The organism is Aeromonas allosaccharophila, from assembly GCF_000819685.1.
Classification (GTDB): Bacteria; Pseudomonadota; Gammaproteobacteria; order Enterobacterales; family Aeromonadaceae; genus Aeromonas; species Aeromonas allosaccharophila.
The window spans coordinates 1-19,189 of sequence record NZ_CDBR01000053.1; the positions used below are offsets into that span (position 1 = coordinate 1).

At 59.1% G+C, this 19,189-nt stretch carries 14 protein-coding genes; 6 read left to right on the forward strand and 8 right to left on the reverse strand.

Annotation, left to right across the window (positions count from 1 at the left end):
* Positions 1-634: winged helix-turn-helix domain-containing protein (locus BN1115_RS09880; protein ID WP_042657148.1), on the reverse strand; the 634-nt coding region annotated here is incomplete at its 3' end.
* Between the two features lie 411 nt (positions 635-1,045).
* Between BN1115_RS09880 and BN1115_RS09885 the strand changes: the two genes are divergently transcribed.
* Positions 1,046-1,456, forward strand: a complete 411-nt coding sequence (locus BN1115_RS09885) for an H-NS family histone-like protein (RefSeq protein WP_005344269.1) — start codon at positions 1,046-1,048, stop codon at positions 1,454-1,456.
* Between the two features lie 542 nt (positions 1,457-1,998).
* Here the strand turns inward: BN1115_RS09885 and BN1115_RS09890 are convergent.
* The 6 genes from BN1115_RS09890 to BN1115_RS09915 all read right to left on the reverse strand — a co-directional run bounded on the left by BN1115_RS09890 (position 1,999) and on the right by BN1115_RS09915 (position 11,112).
* A complete protein-coding gene (locus BN1115_RS09890) occupies positions 1,999-3,363 on the reverse strand; it encodes an efflux transporter outer membrane subunit (RefSeq protein WP_042657023.1) in 1,365 nt (454 codons plus the stop codon).
* A 2-nt stretch (positions 3,364-3,365) separates the two neighbouring features.
* Complete coding sequence (locus BN1115_RS09895; RefSeq protein WP_042657024.1) at positions 3,366-5,324, reverse strand: MacB family efflux pump subunit; 1,959 nt, start codon at positions 5,322-5,324, stop codon at positions 3,366-3,368.
* On the reverse strand, positions 5,321-6,484 hold the full coding sequence (gene macA / locus BN1115_RS09900) for a macrolide transporter subunit MacA (protein WP_042657025.1): 1,164 nt from the start codon (positions 6,482-6,484) through the stop codon (positions 5,321-5,323). Before macA ends, BN1115_RS09895 begins: the two co-directional genes overlap by 4 nt.
* 250 nt (positions 6,485-6,734) lie before the next feature.
* Entirely contained in the window at positions 6,735-7,625 is an 891-nt protein-coding gene (locus BN1115_RS09905; protein ID WP_042657026.1) for a manganese-dependent inorganic pyrophosphatase, read from the reverse strand.
* Between the two features lie 347 nt (positions 7,626-7,972).
* A complete protein-coding gene (gene recN, locus BN1115_RS09910) occupies positions 7,973-9,637 on the reverse strand; it encodes a DNA repair protein RecN (protein WP_042657027.1) in 1,665 nt (554 codons plus the stop codon).
* A 161-nt stretch (positions 9,638-9,798) separates the two neighbouring features.
* Positions 9,799-11,112: a 6-phospho-beta-glucosidase gene (locus tag BN1115_RS09915; protein WP_042657028.1), complete on the reverse strand. Its 1,314-nt coding sequence runs from the start codon at positions 11,110-11,112 to the stop codon at positions 9,799-9,801.
* 162 nt (positions 11,113-11,274) lie between these two features.
* Between BN1115_RS09915 and BN1115_RS09920 the strand changes: the two genes are divergently transcribed.
* A complete protein-coding gene (locus BN1115_RS09920) occupies positions 11,275-12,207 on the forward strand; it encodes a LysR substrate-binding domain-containing protein (RefSeq protein WP_042657029.1) in 933 nt (310 codons plus the stop codon).
* Here BN1115_RS09920 and nadK read toward each other — a convergent pair.
* Complete coding sequence (gene nadK, locus BN1115_RS09925) at positions 12,204-13,088, reverse strand: NAD(+) kinase (RefSeq protein WP_005338038.1); 885 nt, start codon at positions 13,086-13,088, stop codon at positions 12,204-12,206. The two genes, BN1115_RS09920 and nadK, sit on opposite strands and share 4 nt — an antisense overlap.
* A 291-nt stretch (positions 13,089-13,379) precedes the next feature.
* Here nadK and grpE point away from each other — a divergent pair, with 291 nt between their 5' ends.
* The 4 genes from grpE to BN1115_RS09945 all read left to right on the forward strand — a co-directional run bounded on the left by grpE (position 13,380) and on the right by BN1115_RS09945 (position 19,180).
* A complete protein-coding gene (grpE, locus tag BN1115_RS09930) occupies positions 13,380-13,955 on the forward strand; it encodes a nucleotide exchange factor GrpE (protein ID WP_005338036.1) in 576 nt (191 codons plus the stop codon).
* A 297-nt stretch (positions 13,956-14,252) separates the two neighbouring features.
* Complete coding sequence (gene dnaK, locus BN1115_RS09935; RefSeq protein WP_042053028.1) at positions 14,253-16,181, forward strand: molecular chaperone DnaK; 1,929 nt, start codon at positions 14,253-14,255, stop codon at positions 16,179-16,181.
* Positions 16,182-16,282: 101 nt separating this feature from the next.
* On the forward strand, positions 16,283-17,425 hold the full coding sequence (dnaJ, locus tag BN1115_RS09940) for a molecular chaperone DnaJ (protein WP_005338032.1): 1,143 nt from the start codon (positions 16,283-16,285) through the stop codon (positions 17,423-17,425).
* A 264-nt stretch (positions 17,426-17,689) separates the two neighbouring features.
* Positions 17,690-19,180: a carbohydrate porin gene (locus tag BN1115_RS09945; protein WP_128821448.1), complete on the forward strand. Its 1,491-nt coding sequence runs from the start codon at positions 17,690-17,692 to the stop codon at positions 19,178-19,180.
* The last annotated feature ends 9 nt before the right edge of the window (positions 19,181-19,189 follow it).

Genomic DNA, 19,189 nt, shown 5'->3' on the forward strand with positions numbered 1-19,189 from the left:
ACATCCAGTCGGCCCCTAATTTGGGATTGAGGTCTATATCGACTTCATCCTCATAAAACACCGGATTAGCGGCATCACAACGGGCCAGCGCAGCGTCGATATCCGCCATTTTCTCCTGATAGGCCGGGTCTTTTATCCGCAAGGTTGGCACGGGCCTTCGCCAGACAATGCCCATACGAGGTAACCATCGGCGGAGCGTGGAGGCTGCCATATTGAGACCTGTTAACCGATTGATTTGGATAGCCAATAGTTCGGTACACCAGCGGCTGCGCTGATAACCAAAATCTTGCGGAGAAAACTGCATGAGCAGCACCAGTAAGGTGACAATCTTGGAGACAGGTAAGACCGGGGCACGGCCAGCCGGTAAGGCTTCTAACGCACCCACACCTTCATCCCGATACCACCGCAAGCCAATGCCGATGGTCGAACGAGCAGCGCCGGTAAGGTGATGAACATCAGTGATCGTGCATCCTTCATGTAACAGCAAAATGGCCATCAAGCGACGAGCATGCCCTTTATCACGGGTGGCATGGATGATTTTATGAATGCGGCGCCGTTGTGGTCGTGACAGGGGGGGATAGGCATCGACGCAGTCTTTTGGGTGTGGCTTGTTTTGTTTGGCGACTAATGAGATCGCACAAACTGGACTGAGTTCCCTTCCTCCAGTGATCTACTATTCGTAACAGCTATTTAGGCTTACTTATTGCTAAACGGATAGGCACTGGCTTGTCACATGATGTTGAACGTATGGTAGAGGTGTGAGTTCAAGGTTTATATAGCGGATCTCAGAGTTAGTTTGCTGGATACTGAACTGGAAATTAATGAGTCTTGAAATACCGACGTTTCTTGAACACAAGATGGTAATCACCTCTCTACCCAGAAGATCTGCATCCCAGCCTGTTGGTTATTGATAGTGACAGGCATTCGATCTTGCTGGTGAAAATTAAGAAAAAAAGAACGTTAATATAGAAAAATGTATGTTGTCGGGAATTGTCCATGCTATTCTGAAGCGGTATCCCTGTAACCGATTTTTTGTGAGGAAATAATGAACGAGTTTCTGAAAGTTCTGCTGAACATTCGCAGTCTGCGTGCGGCTATTCGTGAGCTGCCGTTTGAGCAACTGCTGGAAGCTAAAGAGAAGTTTGACCTGGTTTACCAAGAGCGCGCCGATTCTGTTGAACAGGAGCGTGCTGAACAGGAAGAGCGTCAGCGCAAGCTGAATGAATTCACCGAAATGCTGCAGCAGGCTGGTATTGATCCTCGCGAGCTGTTGGCGACTGCCGCTGCTCCGGCTGCTGCGACTGGCGCTGCCAAGAGCAAGCGTGCTCCGCGTCCGGCTAAATACAAGTACGAAGAAGATGGCCAGGAAAAAACTTGGACCGGTCAAGGCCGTATGCCGAAAGCCATTGCTGCTCAGGTAGCACTGGGTAAAGACCTGAACGATTTCCTGATCTAATTCGTCAGGTTCTGAGATTGAATAATGCCGCCCTTGGGCGGCATTATTTTTTGCCGTTTTACTCATGGTTATCCAATCCACCTCTCCGCCTCACTGTTATCTACATCCTCGCTTGTATCCTTTTTACCGTCGTTTCACCACACTGTTACTTTCCTCAATATCACGCGTTGTTTGCGATTAATTTCGTCGTGCGGCTCACCAGCGCAATATCGCTATTTGTATGCGTCGTGCAGATAGCTGTTTCGGGAATGCTTCTCACGATTCACGGGGCGCTGCTCGGCAAAGAGAAAGTCCTCTGCTGATGGAATATACGTTAACCGTTATCTCTGCAGGGCGCGTTCTGGATGAAAACTGCCGTAAGGTATTGCCGAGATGGTCTGTCGATGCACGGAATTGGCTGCGCTGCTATTACAGTCCCTTGTACAGTCCCTTGATGATGGGCAATGGAGTTCGGCTGCCGTGTGGGAGAGGGAATTCTGTGCGGTCTATGGCGATGATATTCCCCAATCTGCAGGTAGAGTGGGGAATATCTGGGGGAAGTGTTATCGGGGCGTCACGCTATCGCTGCCACCCAGGGCGCGATAGATTTTGGCCGTGGTGGTGAGCTGCTCTTTTTGCTGTGCCAGCAGGCTCTGCTGGGCATCCCACAGCCGGTTCTGCTCATCAAGCCAGGCTTGCACACCGGTCGCACCCGCCTGGAAGCGAGCCTTGGCCAGTCGTTCGGCCTCCCGGGCATAACTCAGCTGCTCCTGCAGATAATCGAGTCGCTGCTGGCCATAGTGGCGTGCGGCCAGATTGTCTTCCACCTCCACCAGTGCGGTGTAGAGCTGTTTGCGAAACTCGGTTTCAGCGATCTGGTAATCCAGCTCTGAGCTTTCGATGGCGAGCTGGGTGCGGTTGTATTCAAGGAAGGGGAGGGCAAGGCTGGCTCCCAGCGTACCGACCGGATTTTGCAGCACCTGCGCTAATCTATCGGATGCGGTGCTGGCGCTGCCGGTCAGGGTCAGGCTGGGGTAGAAGCTGGTGCGGATCTCGTCCCCCTTTGCCAGCGTCTTGCGCAGCCGCAATTCGGCCGCTTTGACATCGGGGCGGCGAGCCAGCACATCGGCTGGAATACCCACCGCAAGTTCAGGAATGGTCTGCTTTGCAAGGGACGCGGGTGCATACTCCAGCGGCCCGCTGCTGCGGCCCAGCAACAGACGCAGGGCATTGCGAGCTTGCTCCTGCAGCGCCTTGAGGGAGGCCAGCTCAGCCTGTTTGCCTGCCAGTTGCTGGCGTGCCTGCGCCAGATCGAGTCGGGTGATGGCGCCTGCCTGGTATTTGGTTTGGGTCAGCTGCTCGGTTCGCGTCAGGTTGGCCAGCTGCTGTTCTCCGAGTGCGATGGCAGAGCCGAGATAGCCGAGCTGCCAATACTGCTCCAGAGTATTGCCGATCAGCAGGAGTCGGGTGCTGGCGAGATCCTGCTCGCTTGCTGCCGCTTCCCAGCTTGCCTGATCTCGTACCGAGGCAAGCTTGCCCCACAAATCCACTTCGTAACTGAGGCTCAGAGAGGGGCCCAGGCTGTTGGTGGCCTTGCCACTTTTCAGATCCTTGTTGCCAGTTGCGCCTATAGAGCCATTGACCGAGGGGGTGAGGTTGGTATCGGCCAGCTCGGTGCCCAGTCGGGCGCTTTTGAGCTTGAGGGCCGCCACACGCATGTCCGGGTTAGCGGCCAGAACCGCCTCGACCAATTTGTCGAGCTGGGGATCATGAAATGCCCGCCACCAGGGACCAGCCTGCGTAGCCAGTTGGGTGCCCTCTGCCTGTTGCCATGTGGGGGCGATCGCCAGCTCGGGTCTTTGATAGGTGCTGTGCTGACTGCAGCCGCTGAGGGCCATAGAGAGAGCCAGCCAGGAGAGTTTGTGCATCGTTATTCCCTCGCCAGTGCGACAACAGGGTCGAGCCGCGCCGCATTGCGTGCCGGCAGGTAACCAAACAGGATCCCGATGAGTGACGAGCAGCCAAAGGCCATCAGGATGGAGAAGAGCGAGAACTGCATCTTGATGGAGTCCACCAGCAGTGAAAAGAGCGCACCAATGCCTAGCGAGAGGCCGACGCCGAAGATCCCCCCCAGCAGGCTGACCATCACGGCTTCAATCAGGAATTGCTGCAGGATGTCCGACTGGCGGGCGCCCACGGCCATGCGAATGCCGATCTCGCGGGTGCGCTCCACTACCGACACCAGCATGATGTTCATCACGCCCACCCCGCCGACGATCAGCGAGATCACCGCGATGGCCGAGACCATCAGGGTCATGGTAGCGGTGGTTTTCTCCACCGATTTGATGATGCTGTCGCTGCTGAAGGTGAAGAAATCCTTTACCCCGTGGCGCTTGGTGATCAGCTCGATCACCGCCTGCTCGGCCAGTGCCGGTTGTACCCCATCCTTGACCCGAATGGTGATCTGGCTGAAGTGGTGCTGCGAGATGAGGCGACTCATCACCGCGCTGTAGGGCAGCCAGATATTGACCGACTGGCTGGTGGGACCGAAGCCGGTCTCCTGCGAAACCACCCCGACAATCCGTACCGGCAGGGTGCCGACCAGTACTACCTTGCCGACCGGATCATCCTTGCCAAGCAGGCTGGTGATGCTCTTCTTGTCCACCACGGCGACGGCGGCACGCTGCTGGATATCTTGCCACTCCAGTAAGCGACCACTGACCAGCGTCATCCCCTTCACTTTGAAATAGTCGTTACCGACCCCGGTCACGTTGCCGCTGTTGGTCTTGTTGCGATAGCGCAACTGGCCGGAGCTGCCAATCTCGGGGCTGGCGCCCGCAAGATAGGGTTGCCCCAGCAGGGCATCGAGATCCCCCTTGTTGAGGGTCTGGATGCTGGCCATCTTCTCATCGCCCCACCCCTTGCCCGGGAAGATTTCGATGGTGTTGGTGCCCATTGCATTGATCTGGTCGATCACCTTGGCGCGCGCCCCCTGACCAAGGGCAACCACGCTCACCACGGCGGCGATACCGATGATGATGCCGAGCATGGTGAGGAAGGTGCGCATCCGGTGGGCGAGCATGGCATGCATCGCCATGCGTCCCGCTTCCCGATAGCGATCCCAGTCGTGGCCCATGGCGCCTTTATTGGGCGTCACTGTTGTGGTTGGGGCCAACCCGGCCGTTTGGCGCGGGCCGCTATCTTGCTCTACCCGACCATCCTTGAGTGTAATGATCCGGTCGGCATGGCTGGCCACGTCCATATCGTGGGTGACCAGAATGATGGTGTGGCCCTGGGCGTGCAGCTCCTTGAGGATCGCCATCACCTCCTTGCCGCTCTGGCTATCCAGCGCGCCGGTCGGTTCATCGGCGAGGATCACCTCGCCGCCATTGGCCAGCGCCCGGGCGATACTGACCCGCTGCTGCTGACCGCCGGAGAGCTGACCCGGGGTATGGTGGCTGCGATCGCGCAGTCCCAGTCTGTCTAGCAGCTGGCGCGCACGCGCCTGGCGATCCGGGCGGCTGGTGCCGGCATAGACGGCGGGGATCTCCACGTTGGCGGCGGCATCGAGATGGGGCAGCAGGTGGTAGCGCTGAAAGATAAAACCGAAGTGATGGCAGCGCAGCCTGGCCAGCGCCAATGCATCCATGGTGGCGGTGTCCTGACCGCGAAACAGATACTGGCCGCTGCTCGGGCTATCCAGACAACCCAGCAGGTTCATCAGGGTCGACTTGCCGGAGCCGGATGCGCCGACAATGGCGATCATCTCTCCTGCCGCGATAGTGAGGTCGAGAGGGTGGAGCACGGTGACTTCGCTGTCGCCGCTCTGGTAGCGTCGCTCGACCCCTTTCAGCTGGATCAACGGCAGCTGGCTCAGGGGCTCACTCATAGCATCACCGCCATCTCATCATTGGCGGCGGGGGCACCGTGATTGAGCTGCACCTCCTCCTTCTCGGTCAGACCGCTGACCACTTCAATGCGGATCTCGTCCTTCATACCGGTCTTGATATGACGGGTTTCGGTTGTCTCATCGTCCTTGATCACGGTGACTTCATACTCGTTGTCGGCCAGCTTTTTGCCAAGGGCAGTTTGCGGCACAGTGAGTACCTGCTTGCGCTCGCCGAGCACTATGGTCACCTGAGTGGTCATTGCCACCCGCAGGGTATGGTCGGGATTGGGCACATCGAACAGGGCGTAATAGTAGACGGCCGCATTATTGGTGGTGGTGCCTGTGGTGGCCTGATCGTTGATGTTGGTAGGCGCTAACTCCACGGCGCGCAGCGTGCCCTGATAGCGGGTATCCGGATCGCCGATCAGGGTGAAGTAGACCGGCATGCCGGTTTTGACCTTGGTGACATCGGCTTCGGAGATCTGCGCCTTGACCGTCATAGTCTCGAGGTTGGCCAGCTTGAGCACGGTCGGCACCGTCTGGCTGGCTGCCAGGGTCTGCCCCTGACGGGTCACAATGCTGATGACGGTGCCATCCATCGGCGCCAGGATCTTGGTGTAGCCCAGCTCGGTCTTGGCCCGATCAACCTTGATCAGGGCGCTGTCGATATTGGCCTGACTGTTTTGCAGTTCGGCGCGGGTGACAGCCAGCAGTGCCTCGGCACTCTCCAGATCGGCCCGGGAGCTCGCCTCCTGCCTGAACATCTGCTGCTGGCGTCGCCAGGCGAGCTCGTTCTGTTTGAGTTGCGCTTGCTTGATCTTGAGCTGGGCGCGGTTGCTGGCGAGCTCCGCCTCGGCTGTCTTGAGGTTGTTCTGGGCAATCAGGGGATCGATCTCGGCCAGCAGGTCTCCCTGTTTAACTTGATCACCGGCCTCAACCGCCAGCTTGGTGACCTGACCGGAGACCTGGGCCCCCACATCCACCTGCTCAACAGCCTGCAATACGCCACTGGCCAGTACGGTCTGGGCAATATCCTCGCGGGTCACCTGAGCGGTCAGCATCGCCTTGGGTGGCTGACTTGGCCAGAGCAGCCAGCCGAGGAGCACCACGGCGATCAGGATGGTGATGGCCAGGGTTCTCTGCTTGCGGGTTATGTTCATCGATCACCTGAATGGAAACGGAAAAGGGTTGTGCGCGGCGATTATCCTGCAGCAAAGCCCGGGTAAATAACAGCCGCAAATATGTAAGAAAAGTTATGGGGTTAACTGTCAATAAGCCGTGAAAGGAATACGCGAGAGAGAGGAGGGGGGCAAGTTGGTCCGTAAGAGGAGAGGGAGTGCGGCTGGTTGCTGTGATGAAAAAAGCCCTGCACAGAGGCTGGGCTTTGGAATAGGTTATGGCGAGTGAGGATCAGGCTTTGGCCAGCAGATCCATCACCCAGGGCAGACCCTGTTTCTTGCGGCTGACAAAGCCCGGGTGGTAGCTGGACTCTGCCGGTACTTTCGGGTGCGCAGTAAAGTAGATGCGGCTGGCGGCAGCCGTCAGGTCAGTCACCATCAGTACGAAGAAGTCGAGCCCTTCGCTCGCCACACGCTGGGTCATCTCCTGCTGCAGCGCCGGCAGTTGCTCGGCCAGTTGCTGTTCGCTGCCCACTTCGATCTGGCTCATGATGAAGTTGTAACCTTCCGCCTGGAACGCTTTCTCATCCTGCTGCAGCAGTTGAGCCGGAGTCAGGCCGCTCAGGTCGGTTTTTGCCATCAGCAGCTGTTGGCCGAACTCGGCCAGCGACACTTCGGCCAGCGGCGCCAGACGCTCACAAGCGATCTTGTCCTGCTCGGTGGTGGTCGGCGAGGTGAGACAGAGTGTGTCGCTCATGATGGCACCCAGCATCAGGCGAGCCTGGCTGCGGGTCACGGTACCTTGCTGACTCAGCAGATCGAAGGCGATGGTGCAGGTGCAGCCGACGGCACGGATCCAGGCATCCAGCGGAGACTGGGTGACCAGAGTGCCGAGACGGTGGTGGTCCACCAGACCCAGTACATTGGCTTGTGCCAGTGTGGCGGGGCCCTGTTCCAGATCACTGAAATCCACCAGCCAGACATCTTCACCGGTCAGATCTTTGGTCAGCAACTCGGGTTCGCTGACGCCAGCCTGCTCCAGAATAAAACGGGTTTCGGTGCGCAGGTCACCCAGACGCCATGGGGTGGCCTGACGGCCCTGGCCATTGAGCCAGTCGGTGATAACCAGCGCACTGCAGATACTGTCGCTATCAGGATTCTTGTGACCAAAAACGTGGATCATAGACAAAGCCTCACAATTGGATACCCATAAAGGGGGGCAACACTATGCGAAATCCGCTGCATGAAGGCAACCGGATCCACGCCCATGTTGCTGCCAGCTTCGCCTAACTCGCCATTTTATTGATCTGGGTCGGTAATCCTGACGCGAGTTCGGTTCTCACTATTGGCTATTGGCTATTGGCTATTGGCTATTGGCTATTGGCTATTGGCTATTGGCTATTGGCTATTGGCTATTGGCTATTTGACTGACTGCGAGGAAAGCGGTACTCGCAGTCAACATGTTTGGTCACTCCTATTAGTCGCCATCGCTGCAAATCGGCTTTATGGCCTGATTCAGCATGGCCTGATTCAGCGGCGCAGCAGCTCGCGGGCATTGGCCAGGGTGTTGTCGGTGATCTGGTCGCCACCGAGCAGCCGTGCCAGCTCGTTGAGACGGGCATTCTGGTCGAGCGCATCCATCCGGGTTTCGGTGGTTTTGCCGTCGGTATGCTTGCTCACCACCATATGCTGGTGGCCGTTGCCTGCCACCTGCGGCAAGTGAGTGACCACCATCACCTGAGTGGACTCCCCGAGCTGGCGCAGCAGGCGACCTACCACGGCGGCAGTCGGGCCGCTGATCCCCACATCCACCTCATCGAAAATCAGGGTCGGGGTGGAGATCTTGCGGGCACTGATCACCACGATGGCAAGGCTGATACGCGACAGTTCCCCCCCTGACGCTACCTTGCCAAGTGGCTGAATGGGTTGGCCCGGGTTGGTGGTGACCATGAATTCCACCCGATCTATACCCAGTGGGGAGAGGCTGCTCTGGGCATCGGGGCGTACCTCGATGGCAAAACGGCCATCGGGCATTGCCAACTCGTGCATGCTGCTAGTTACCTTGGCGCCCAGCTCCTGGGCGTAACGCTGACGGCTCTGGCTCAGGGCTTCGGCAGCCTGGACAAAAGCCTGACGGGCCTCGGCCAGCTCATCTTCCATCCCCTCTAACCGCTCCTCGTCGGAGTTGAGGCGGGCGAGATCGGAGGCCAGCTCCTGATGGTGCTGGGCCAGATCTGCTGGTTTGACGTGGTGCTTGCGGGCCAGATTGATCGCCTTGGAGAGGCGGGCCTCCAGCTCGTTGAAGCGTTCGGGATCCAGCTCCAGCTGATCGAGGTAGCTGCGAAGTTCGCTGTGGCTCTCCTGTACCCCGATCAGGGCTTCGTTCAGCATCTCCAGTACCGGGGTGAGGCGGCTGTCCATGGCGACCAGTCCTTCGGCTCTGTCTACTGCCACTTGCAGCAGACCGGCGATGGTGGTCTCTTCGTTGTCATAAAGCAGATCGAGACAACTGCCGCACTCTTGCATCAGATCAGTGCCGTTGGCGAGACGCTGGTGCTCCTCTTCTATCTGCTCGAACTCCCCCGGCTGCAGGGCAAATTCATCGAGCTCCTGCACCTGATATTCGATGAGCTGGCGGCGGGCTTCCCGCTGTTGCTGCTCGGCTTTGAGCCGGTTCAGCTCGTTTTGCAGCTGGCGCCACAGTTGATAATGCTGGCGCACTTCATTGAGCAGCAGATGGTGACCGGCATAACCGTCGAGCAGGGCGAGCTGGTAATCAGGCTTGAGTAACATCTGATGAGCATGCTGGCCATGGACGTTGACCAGCTGTTGGCCCAGATGCTTGAGCTGGGTAAGGGGGACGGGCACGCCGTTGATATAGCTGCGTGAGCGCCCCTCGGCGGAGATGACTCGCCGGACGATACACTCACCTTCGTTTTCCAGTTCGTTGGTGGCGAGCCAGGCGCGGGCGGCCGGGTTGTTGTCCAGCAAGAAGCGGGCGCTGACCTCGCTTTTGTCGCTATCGGGTCGCACCATGCCGGCTTCGGCCCGCTCTCCGAGGCAGAGACCGAGAGCGTCGATGGCGATGGATTTACCGGCGCCGGTCTCACCGGTGATGCAGGTCATGCCCGGTTGCAGATCGAGTTCGAGAAACTTGACGATGGCGAAGTTGTTGACGGTCAGCTGGGTCAGCATGGTCTCATCCTGTATAGGTCAACATTACTGTGTATGCATCCAGTATATACTGGTCTTATATACAGTAAAGAGGGCGCCGCCATTTTTAACGATAACGGGCCACCAGAGTGGTGACCCGCACAGGATAGTGAGGAGAGAGATTGGATACGCTGGGAACGGGATCAGTGGAAGGCCGACATCAGATCCGGATGGGCGGCAATCACCTCATCCAGCGCCTGCTCCAGTCGACTACCGCTGGTGATGAGCGGGTTGAGCACCAGGGCGCGCCAGGCGGTATGGCGGTTGCCAGTGATCGCGGCCTCGATGGTGAGTTGCTCGAACTCCTTCATCAATTGCAGTAGGCGCAAGGTGTCTTGCGGGAAGGGAGCTACGTTGAGCGGGAGCGGACCCGACTTGGTGATGAGGGAGCTGACCTCCACGGCGCACTCGTCCGGCAGACCGTTGATAGCGCCGTTGTTGCGGGTGTTGACGTGCATGATGATGCGCTTGTCGTTGTGGATGGCGCTCATCAGCTTGCACGCCGCTTCCGAATAGTACTGGCCGCCGCGCCCTTCCAGCGCCTTGGGTTTCTCGGCAAGATCCGGGTTGCGATAGAGATCGAACAACTGCTGTTCAATGGCCTTGACCACTTCGCCCCGGGTCCCTTCGCCACTGGCCTCACCGAGTTCTTGCTTGAGGATATCGTCGCTCATGTAGTAGTAGCGCAGATAGGCACAGGGGATCATGCCCAGATTGGCCAGCAGATCCTTTGGCCAGGCAAAGGGGGGAATATTGCGCGGGACCAGCGGATCGGGCCCTTGCGCGAGCAGGGCGATCACCTCGCCGAGTTTATCCTTGCCCTGATGCTGGATCTGGCGCACGAAGATAAAGTGGTTGAGTCCCGCCACCTGCATGATGAACTCCTGCTCATCGCGGCTCTCCAGCAGGGTGGCGACCCCTTTTTGCATGATCACTGGCACGTTGCACAGCCCCACCGCCTTGATCTTGCTGTGGCGCAACACGGCTTCGGTCACCATGCCCGACGGATTGGTGAAGTTGAGCAGCCAGGCATCGGGGCAGAGACGCTCCATGTCGGCGGCGATCTGCAGGGCGATGGGTATGGTCCGGCAGGCGTTGGCAAAGCCGCCAAGTCCGTTGGTCTCTTGTCCAATGAGTCCATATTTCAACGAGATCCGCTCATCGCTGATGCGGGCTTCCAGACAACCGGCGCGAAACTGGGAGCAGACGTAGTCGGCGCCGCGCAGAGCCTCTTCCCGCTCCAGCCGGGTTTCAACCCTGACCGCCAGCCCGGCCTTGGCCAGCATGCGGCGGGTGAGGGCGGCGATGATCTCCATCTTTTCGCGGCCATCGTCGATGTCGACCAGCCACAGCTCGCGCAGCGGCAGCTCGTGCTGACGCTGGATCAGCCCTTCGATCAGCTCCGGGGTATAGCTGGAGCCTGCACCGATGACCACAATCTTGAGTCCGTTTTTCATTGTCCACCTCATGAACAGGGATAGGGTTTGATCCTATTAAAGAGGGGCTGTGGCGGGCAGACAAACGAAAAAAGGGGCGGTATGGATTAGCCTGTTTAATCCATGAGAGTGAATGGCATACTGATGGCCTGCACCGCAACGCGCGTCATCACGAGGTTATCCATGCTGGTACAACAGAATACCCTGGCCCTGCTGCACACCTTCGAGAGCACGGCCCGTCACCTCAGCTTTACTCGCGCTGCCGAGGAGATGAACCTCACTCAGGGGGCCATCAGCCACCGCATTCGCCATCTGGAAGGGCTGTTGGGTTTTCGCCTGTTTATTCGCCTGACTCGTAAGCTCGAATTGACGGAGGAGGGGATGCGACTGCTGGCAACCCTGAGTCACTCTCTGCGCCAGATCAACGAGGAGATCGAAGATATCCGGGCCCAAGATCTGCGAGGGACGCTTCATGTGGGGGTTGCGCCGACGCTTGGGCTTAACTGGCTGATGCCAAGGTTGCCCCGCTTCCAGCAGCGCTGGCCCGGGTTGAACGTGATGATGAGGGTTCGGGCGGGAGCGGTGGATTTCAACGAGGAGCGAGTGGATCTGGCGATCTATTACGGTGCGACTCGCTGCAGTGATCTGCACCGGGAGCTGCTGATGGAGGTGCGTTTGGTGCCGGTCTGCTCCCCCGCCTATGCTGAGCGGCTGGGGTTACTTGCGGATCCGTCCCGGCTGGCGGAGGCCTGTTTTATTCATGCCTCCGAATCGACCGATGTACAGCAGATCTTCTCTGAGTGGCGCCTTTGGTGCGATTGCGCAGACATGACATTGCCCTATGAACAGCGTCACTACGGCTTCAATCACTATCAGATGGCCCTACAAGCGGCGCAAGGGGGCATGGGCGTCGCTATGGGGCGAGAGGTGCTGGTTCGTAACTTGCTGGAGCAGGGCGCGCTGGTAGCGGTAGGTGGCCCGGCGGTGGCGGCCGGGCGCAATTACGAGCTGATCTCGCCGCGGGGAAATCGCGAGCGGCCGCGTTTCCGCGCCTTTAGCGACTGGCTGCGCAGTGAGGCAGCGCTCAGCCAGTCCGGCAGTGAGCTTGCCCTTTAAAACAGCTTGCTGCCCCAGCCGAGCTTGTTGCGCAGCACGTGGAAGTAGCTGTAGTCGAGGGGATGCACCAGATGAAGCTGGTGGTGGCTCTTCTTGATGAGGATCTCGTCCCCCGGGTGGACCGCCAGCGTCACCTGGCCGTCACAGCTGACCTGCATGGCATCGTCCTGATTATCCGGCGAGACCAGCAGCCGCACTTCGCTGTCGGCATCGAGCACGATGGGGCGACTGCTCAGGGTGTGCGGGAACATGGGCACCAGTGTGATGGCGTTGAGTTTGGGGGTGAGGATGGCGCCGCCCGCTGACAGGGAGTAGGCGGTGGAGCCGGTCGGAGTGGCGACAATGATGCCGTCCGAGCGCTGGCTATACATAAAGCTGCCATCGATATAGACCTCGAACTCGATCATGTGGGCGATCTTGCCTGGGTGCAGTACCGCCTCGTTGACCGCCAGATTGCTCGACTTGCGCTCGCCGTGGCGATAGACCGAGGCTTCCAGAAGGAAGCGGTGTTCGCTCTTGTAGTGGCCGGAGAGCACCTGCTCCAGCGGCAGCAGGTAATCTTGTGGCGAGAGATCGGTCAGAAAGCCGAGGTTACCCCGGTTGACCCCGATCACTGCCACATCGAAGCGAGACAGCACCCGCGCCGCCCCCAGCATGTTGCCGTCACCGCCGACCACGATGGCGAGATCGGCCTGCTGGCCCAGTTGCACCAGATCCATCACGTTTTCATCGAGGATGCTCAGGGTCTGGGCGACCCGGCTCTCCACCAGTACCCGAAAGCCGCGGGCGGTCAGGTATTGATGCAGGCCGGTCAGCGTCTGGTTGGCCCCCTCATGGTGGGGTTTGCCAATCAGGGCGATGGTTTTGAACGGAGAATCCATAGTCAGTCAGATCTGGGATGGGTATTGCGGGCCAGTATACAGTGCTTTGCTCCGCTTGTGACGCTCTCCCGTGTGACGGGGCTGGCTATCCCCTTGAGGCTACTGGTTAAACGGTGAGCGGTAACCCGGATAAACCGACGGTTGCGGCTATTCAGCAACCCTGATTGCCCTTTACCCCTTGAAAGCCGGGGATGCATCCCCATAATAGCGCCAACATAGTCGGTCTGTTGTCGTCCGGTCGCTCAACCAGACGTCAGGGCCCTCATAAGTAACCCCGGAATTGGAGATGTCATGAACCACGAAGAGCAAAAGGTTGAAGCGATGGAGCAAGTGGAAGCCCAGCCAGTCGAGCCGACCGATGTAGACAGTGAAGTGACAGCCGAGCAGGCCCGTATTGCCGAACTGGAAGCGCAGCTGGAAACCGCCATCCAAAAAGCGGCGGAAGAGCGTGAACGCGCCCTGCGTACCGCCGCCGAGATGGAGAACCTGCGCCGTCGTACCGAGCTGGATGTGGAGAAGGCGCACAAATTCGCTCTGGAGAAGTTCGCCAATGAACTGCTGCCGGTGCTGGACAACCTTGAGCGTGCCATCGAACTGGCCGACAAGGAGAACGAAGCCCTTAAGCCGATGATCGAAGGTGTCGAGCTGACCCTGAAATCCATGCAGAGCGGCGTGGCCAAGTTTGGTCTGGTGGCGCTCGACCCGATCAACCAGCCGTTTGACCCCAATGCCCATCAGGCGATGAGCATGGTGCCGAGTGCCGATGTGGCCCCGAACACCGTCATTGCAGTGATGCAGAAGGGCTATGACCTCAACGGTCGGGTGATCCGTCCTGCCATGGTGATGATCGCCAAAGCGGTCGACTGATTGGCTGTGGGGGCCCGAGCCCGCCCTGTGGCGGGCTTTTTGTTTCGCAGTGCAGCACCTGTTCATCTTGCCCGGTTTACGGCTCAACGTGACCGCGCAACCATGACAAAGGGTGTGGTTTTTTAGGGTTGGGGCTTGAAGCTGCGTCTGGCGACCCCATATAGGTAGCAAGGCCGCGGCGGCACAAAAAATTTGATGCCGGGAGCTTGAAAGCCAGATTGGCAGCCCCCACCTAGCCGTTAACGCATTAAGGCGAGTTCCTCGCCAGTTTATTCAAAGTATTTGGAGATTCGTCAAATGGGTAAAATCATCGGTATTGACCTGGGTACTACCAACTCCTGCGTCGCTATTCTGGATGGCGACACTGCTCGCGTGATCGAGAACGCAGAAGGCGATCGTACTACTCCGTCCATCATTGCCTATGCCGATGATGGCGAGATCCTGGTTGGTCAGCCGGCCAAGCGTCAGGCCATCACCAACCCGAAAAATACCCTGTTCGCCATCAAGCGTCTGATCGGTCGTCGTTTTGAAGATGAAGAAGTGCAGCGTGACCTGAAAATCATGCCGTACGCCATCGCCAAAGCTGACAACGGCGACGCCTGGGTTGAAGTGAAGGGCAAGAAAATGGCACCGCCGCAGATCTCTGCCGAAGTGCTGAAAAAGATGAAGAAGACCGCCGAAGACTACCTGGGCGAGCCGGTAACCGAAGCCGTTATCACTGTTCCTGCCTACTTCAACGACGCCCAGCGTCAGGCTACCAAGGATGCCGGTCGCATCGCCGGTCTGGATGTAAAACGCATCATCAACGAACCGACTGCAGCGGCTTTCGCCTACGGCGTGAACAAGGTTAAGGGCGAGCGCAAGGTTGCCGTATATGACCTGGGTGGCGGTACTTTCGATATCTCCATCATCGAGATCGACGAAGTGGAAGGCGAAACCACCTTCGAAGTACTGGCGACCAACGGTAACACCCACCTGGGTGGTGAAGACTTCGACAACCGCGTCATCAACTATCTGGTAGACGAGTTCAAGCGTGAGCAGGGCATCGACCTGCGTAACGACCAGCTGGCTCTGCAGCGTCTGAAAGATGCCGCCGAGAAAGCCAAGATCGAGCTCTCTTCTGCCCAGCAGACCGACGTCAACCTGCCGTACATCACTGCAGATGCCACCGGTCCGAAGCACATGAACATCAAGGTGACCCGCGCCAAGCTGGAATCTCTGGTGGAAGACATGGTGAAGGACTCTCTGGAGCCGGTTCGTGTCGCCCTGAAAGACTCCGGTCTGGCAGTTGGCGAGATCGACGACGTGATCCTGGTTGGTGGTCAGACCCGTATGCCGCTGGTTCAGAAGACCGTTGCCGAGTTCTTTGGCAAAGAGCCGCGTAAAGACGTCAACCCGGACGAAGCCGTGGCCATGGGTGCTGCCATCCAGGGCGCCGTACTGTCCGGTGACAAGACCGACGTACTGCTGCTGGACGTTACCCCGCTCTCCCTGGGTATCGAAACCATGGGTAGCGTGATGACTGCGCTGATCGAGAAGAACACCACCATCCCGACCAAGAAGTCCCAGGTGTTCTCCACTGCCGAAGACAACCAGTCTGCCGTGACCATTCACGTGCTGCAGGGTGAGCGCAAGCGTGCCAGCGACAACAAGTCTCTCGGCCAGTTCAACCTGGAAGGCATCCGTCCGGCACCGCGTGGTCTGCCGCAGATCGAAGTGACCTTCGACATCGATGCCAACGGTATCCTGCACGTCTCTGCGAAAGACAAAGAGACCAACAAAGAGCAGAAGATCACCATCCAGGCCTCCTCTGGTCTGTCTGATGACGAGATCGAGCGCATGGTACGCGAAGCCGAAGCCAACGCGGCCGAGGACAAGAAGTTTGAAGAGCTGGTACAGGCTCGCAACCAGGCTGATGGTCTGGTCCACTCCGTACGCAAGCAGATCACCGAAGCCGGTGAAGCCCTGCCTGCCGACGACAAGACCAAGATCGAAGCCGCTCTGAGCGAGCTGGAAGTTGCCATCAAGGGTGACGACAAGGCTGCTATCGAAGCCAAACAGCAGGCTCTGCTGGAAGCGTCCCAGAAGCTGATGGAAATTGCCCAGCAGCAGGCTCAGGCCCAGGGTGCAGCCGGTGCTGATGCCGGTCAGTCCTCCTCTTCTGCCAAGGCTGACGACGACGTAGTCGACGCCGAGTTCGAAGAAGTGAAAGACGACAAGAAGTAAGCCCTACCCAGATGGGCGAAGTCCGCTTCGCCCATCGGCTTGGTCAATGAATTCACGGGCGTTGGGTAACCAACGCCCGTCTGCGTAACCACAGGATGAGTATGTCGAAGCGCGATTTCTACGAAGTACTGGGTGTGGCGAAAGATGCCGACGATCGCGAGATCAAGAAGGCGTACAAGCGCCTGGCCATGAAGTATCACCCGGATCGTAATCAGGGTGATGCCGCATCCGAAGAGAAGTTCAAAGAGGTCAAGGAAGCCTACGAGGTCCTGACCGATGCCAACCTGCGTGCCCGTTACGACCAGTATGGCCATGCCGGTGTCGACCCGAGCCAGGGGGGCGGTGGCCACGGTGGCTTTGGCGGCGGTGCCGACTTCGCCGACATGTTTGGTGACGTATTCGGTGACATCTTCGGCGGTGGCCGTGGTGGTGCCCGTCGTGGCCCGGCCCGTGGCTCCGACCTGCGTTACACCATGGAGCTGACGCTGGAAGAGGCGGTACGCGGGGTCTCCAAGGAGATCAAGGTGCCGACCCTGGTTCACTGTGAAGTCTGTAACGGCTCCGGTGCCCACACCGGCAGCAGTGCCCAGACTTGCCCGACCTGCCACGGCTCCGGCCAGGTGCAGATGCGTCAGGGCTTCTTCGCGGTACAGCAGGCATGTCCGCACTGTCACGGCCGCGGCAAGATCATCAAGGATCCGTGCCGCAAGTGCCACGGTGAAGGTCGCTACCAGCGCACCAAGACCCTGTCGGTAAAAATTCCGGCGGGCGTCGATACCGGCGATCGCATCCGTCTCTCCGGCGAAGGGGAGGCAGGGGAAGCAGGGGCTCCGGCAGGGGATCTCTACGTACAGGTGCACGTCAAAGAGCACGAGATCTTCGTGCGTGACGGCAACAACCTTTACTGCGAAGTGCCCATCAGCTTCACCGCAGCTGCGCTGGGTGGCGAGATTGAAGTGCCGACCCTGGATGGCCGCGTCAAGCTCAAGGTCACTCCGGAGACCCAGACCGGCAAGATGTTCCGCATGCGCGGCAAGGGCGTGAAGTCAGTGCGCTCCGGTCAGGTAGGGGATCTGATGTGCAAGGTGGTGATCGAGACGCCGGTCAACCTCACCGAGCAGCAGAAAGAGCTGTTGCGCCAGCTGGACGAGTCGTTCAGCGGTGCCGCTGCCAAGACCCACAAGCCGAAATCGGAAGGCTTCTTCGAAGGGGTGAAACGCTTCTTCGACGATCTGACCAGCTGATTTCAGCGACCCGAATAAACAGAGCCGGCCTTGTGCCGGCTCTTTTTTTGCCCGCCGTTTAGCCAGGAGCCGCCCTATTGAGTGGATCCTGATGAGGGATCCTCCTCACAACTCCCGCCAATTCCTGCTGTACAAATGTTATCCCGCTCACACTGTTGCTGAAACGGTTTAGTTGCTGTATTGAGTTGGCTAAAGCGGTTTAGCTATGCTCCGTCTGTCGATAACAACAGCGCCCGTCCGGGCCACAGATGACAGGTGAGGAAGATGATGATGTTCAAGAGCAAGTTGGCGCTGGCGGTAGCGCTGGGATTGGGGATGAGCAGCCCGCTGTGGGCGGCGGATGGCGGTATCGAGGCCCGTCTGGCGGCGCTGGAGGCGCGGGTACAGGCGGCTGAAGCGAGAGCCGAGGCAGCAGAGAGCCGTGCCAGTCAGGCGGAAGTGAAGGCGAGCGCGGCGAGCGAACAGGCGCAGGTGGCTAACAACCGCAGCCAGAAGGTGGATGAGAAGACAGCAGGTGCCCAGGGCTTCGAGTTTCACGGCTATGCCCGCTCGGGCCTGTTGGTCAACAGCAATGGCAACGGTGGGCGCGGCGGCCCCTACATCACGCCAGCCGGTTCGGTGGGCGGGGCCGTCGGTCGCCTTGGCAACGAGGATGACACCTACATGGAGGCCAACCTGCTGAAAACCCAGACCTTCGAGGATGGCAGCTGGGCCCGCTACAAGCTGATGCTGGCGGACGGGGTGGAGACCAGCAACGACTGGACCGCCAGCGATTCGAGCCTCAATACCCGTCAGGTGTTTGCCGAGATCGGCAATCTGGCGAGCTTCGACGGCCCCTTCAAGAATGCGGTGCTGTGGGCGGGCAAGCGCTTTGATCGGGACAACTTCGACATCCACTGGCTCGATTCTGACGTGGTGTTCCTGGCCGGTACCGGCGGCGGCGTCTACGACGTGCAGCTGGCCGACAGCTGGAAGGCCAACTTCTCTCTCTATGGCCGCGATTACGGCGACATCAGCGCCAGCGGTCTTTCCGATATCGAGAGCTACATCCTCACCATGAACAACCGCGTCGGTAACTGGCAGTGGATGGTGAACGGTCTCTCGGCCAAGGACAATGACGCCCGCATCAATGACAAGGGGGCGGGCAGCGAGGCGGCGGACAAGGGGGCACACACCCTGCTGGCCTACCACGGCGAGAGCTTCTTCGGCCTCAACCCCGGTTTTGCCAAGGCGGCGGTGCTGTACGGTCATGGGCTGGGGGCCGAGGTCAAGGGGCTGGGCTCTGACAGCGAGCTGCTGCCGGACGCCGATGCAGTGCGGGTCGCCGTGTTTGGCGCCACCGATCTCAACTCGCGCTGGCGTTTTGCCCCGGCCCTGCTGGCCGAGCAGAGTCAGGATCGCTACGTGAAAGGGGACGAGTATCGCTGGCTTACCTTCAATACCCGGGTGGCGCAGGTGCTGAGCCAGAACGTCGAGCTGGTCTACGAGGCGGCCTGGCAGTACATGGATCTCGACCCCAAGGGTTACAAGGGACGCCAGGCGGTGAACGGCAACTTCACCAAGCTCACCTTCGCCCCCACCTTCAAGGCGCAGACCGCCGGTTTCTTCGAACGTCCCGAGCTGCGGGTGTTCGCCAGCTGGATGGACTGGTCCTCCGAGCTCGACAACTACGCCAGCGACGATGCCATCGGCCAGAGCAACTTCACCGCCGGTGGCGAGTGGAACTTTGGCGTACAGATGGAAACCTGGTTCTAGTTCGTTATC

Bases quoted from the DNA above. Each gene is read 5' to 3' on its own strand.
- BN1115_RS09885 (WP_005344269.1), top strand. From the start codon at position 1,046: ATGAACGAGTTTCTGAAAGTTCTGCTGAACATTCGCAGTCTGCGTGCG.
- BN1115_RS09890 (WP_042657023.1), bottom strand. From the start codon at position 3,363: ATGCACAAACTCTCCTGGCTGGCTCTCTCTATGGCCCTCAGCGGCTGC.
- BN1115_RS09895 (WP_042657024.1), bottom strand. From the start codon at position 5,324: ATGAGTGAGCCCCTGAGCCAGCTGCCGTTGATCCAGCTGAAAGGGGTC.
- macA (WP_042657025.1), bottom strand. From the start codon at position 6,484: ATGAACATAACCCGCAAGCAGAGAACCCTGGCCATCACCATCCTGATC.
- BN1115_RS09905 (WP_042657026.1), bottom strand. From the start codon at position 7,625: ATGATCCACGTTTTTGGTCACAAGAATCCTGATAGCGACAGTATCTGC.
- recN (WP_042657027.1), bottom strand. From the start codon at position 9,637: ATGCTGACCCAGCTGACCGTCAACAACTTCGCCATCGTCAAGTTTCTC.
- BN1115_RS09915 (WP_042657028.1), bottom strand. From the start codon at position 11,112: ATGAAAAACGGACTCAAGATTGTGGTCATCGGTGCAGGCTCCAGCTAT.
- BN1115_RS09920 (WP_042657029.1), top strand. From the start codon at position 11,275: ATGCTGGTACAACAGAATACCCTGGCCCTGCTGCACACCTTCGAGAGC.
- nadK (WP_005338038.1), bottom strand. From the start codon at position 13,088: ATGGATTCTCCGTTCAAAACCATCGCCCTGATTGGCAAACCCCACCAT.
- grpE (WP_005338036.1), top strand. From the start codon at position 13,380: ATGAACCACGAAGAGCAAAAGGTTGAAGCGATGGAGCAAGTGGAAGCC.
- dnaK (WP_042053028.1), top strand. From the start codon at position 14,253: ATGGGTAAAATCATCGGTATTGACCTGGGTACTACCAACTCCTGCGTC.
- dnaJ (WP_005338032.1), top strand. From the start codon at position 16,283: ATGTCGAAGCGCGATTTCTACGAAGTACTGGGTGTGGCGAAAGATGCC.
- BN1115_RS09945 (WP_128821448.1), top strand. From the start codon at position 17,690: ATGATGATGTTCAAGAGCAAGTTGGCGCTGGCGGTAGCGCTGGGATTG.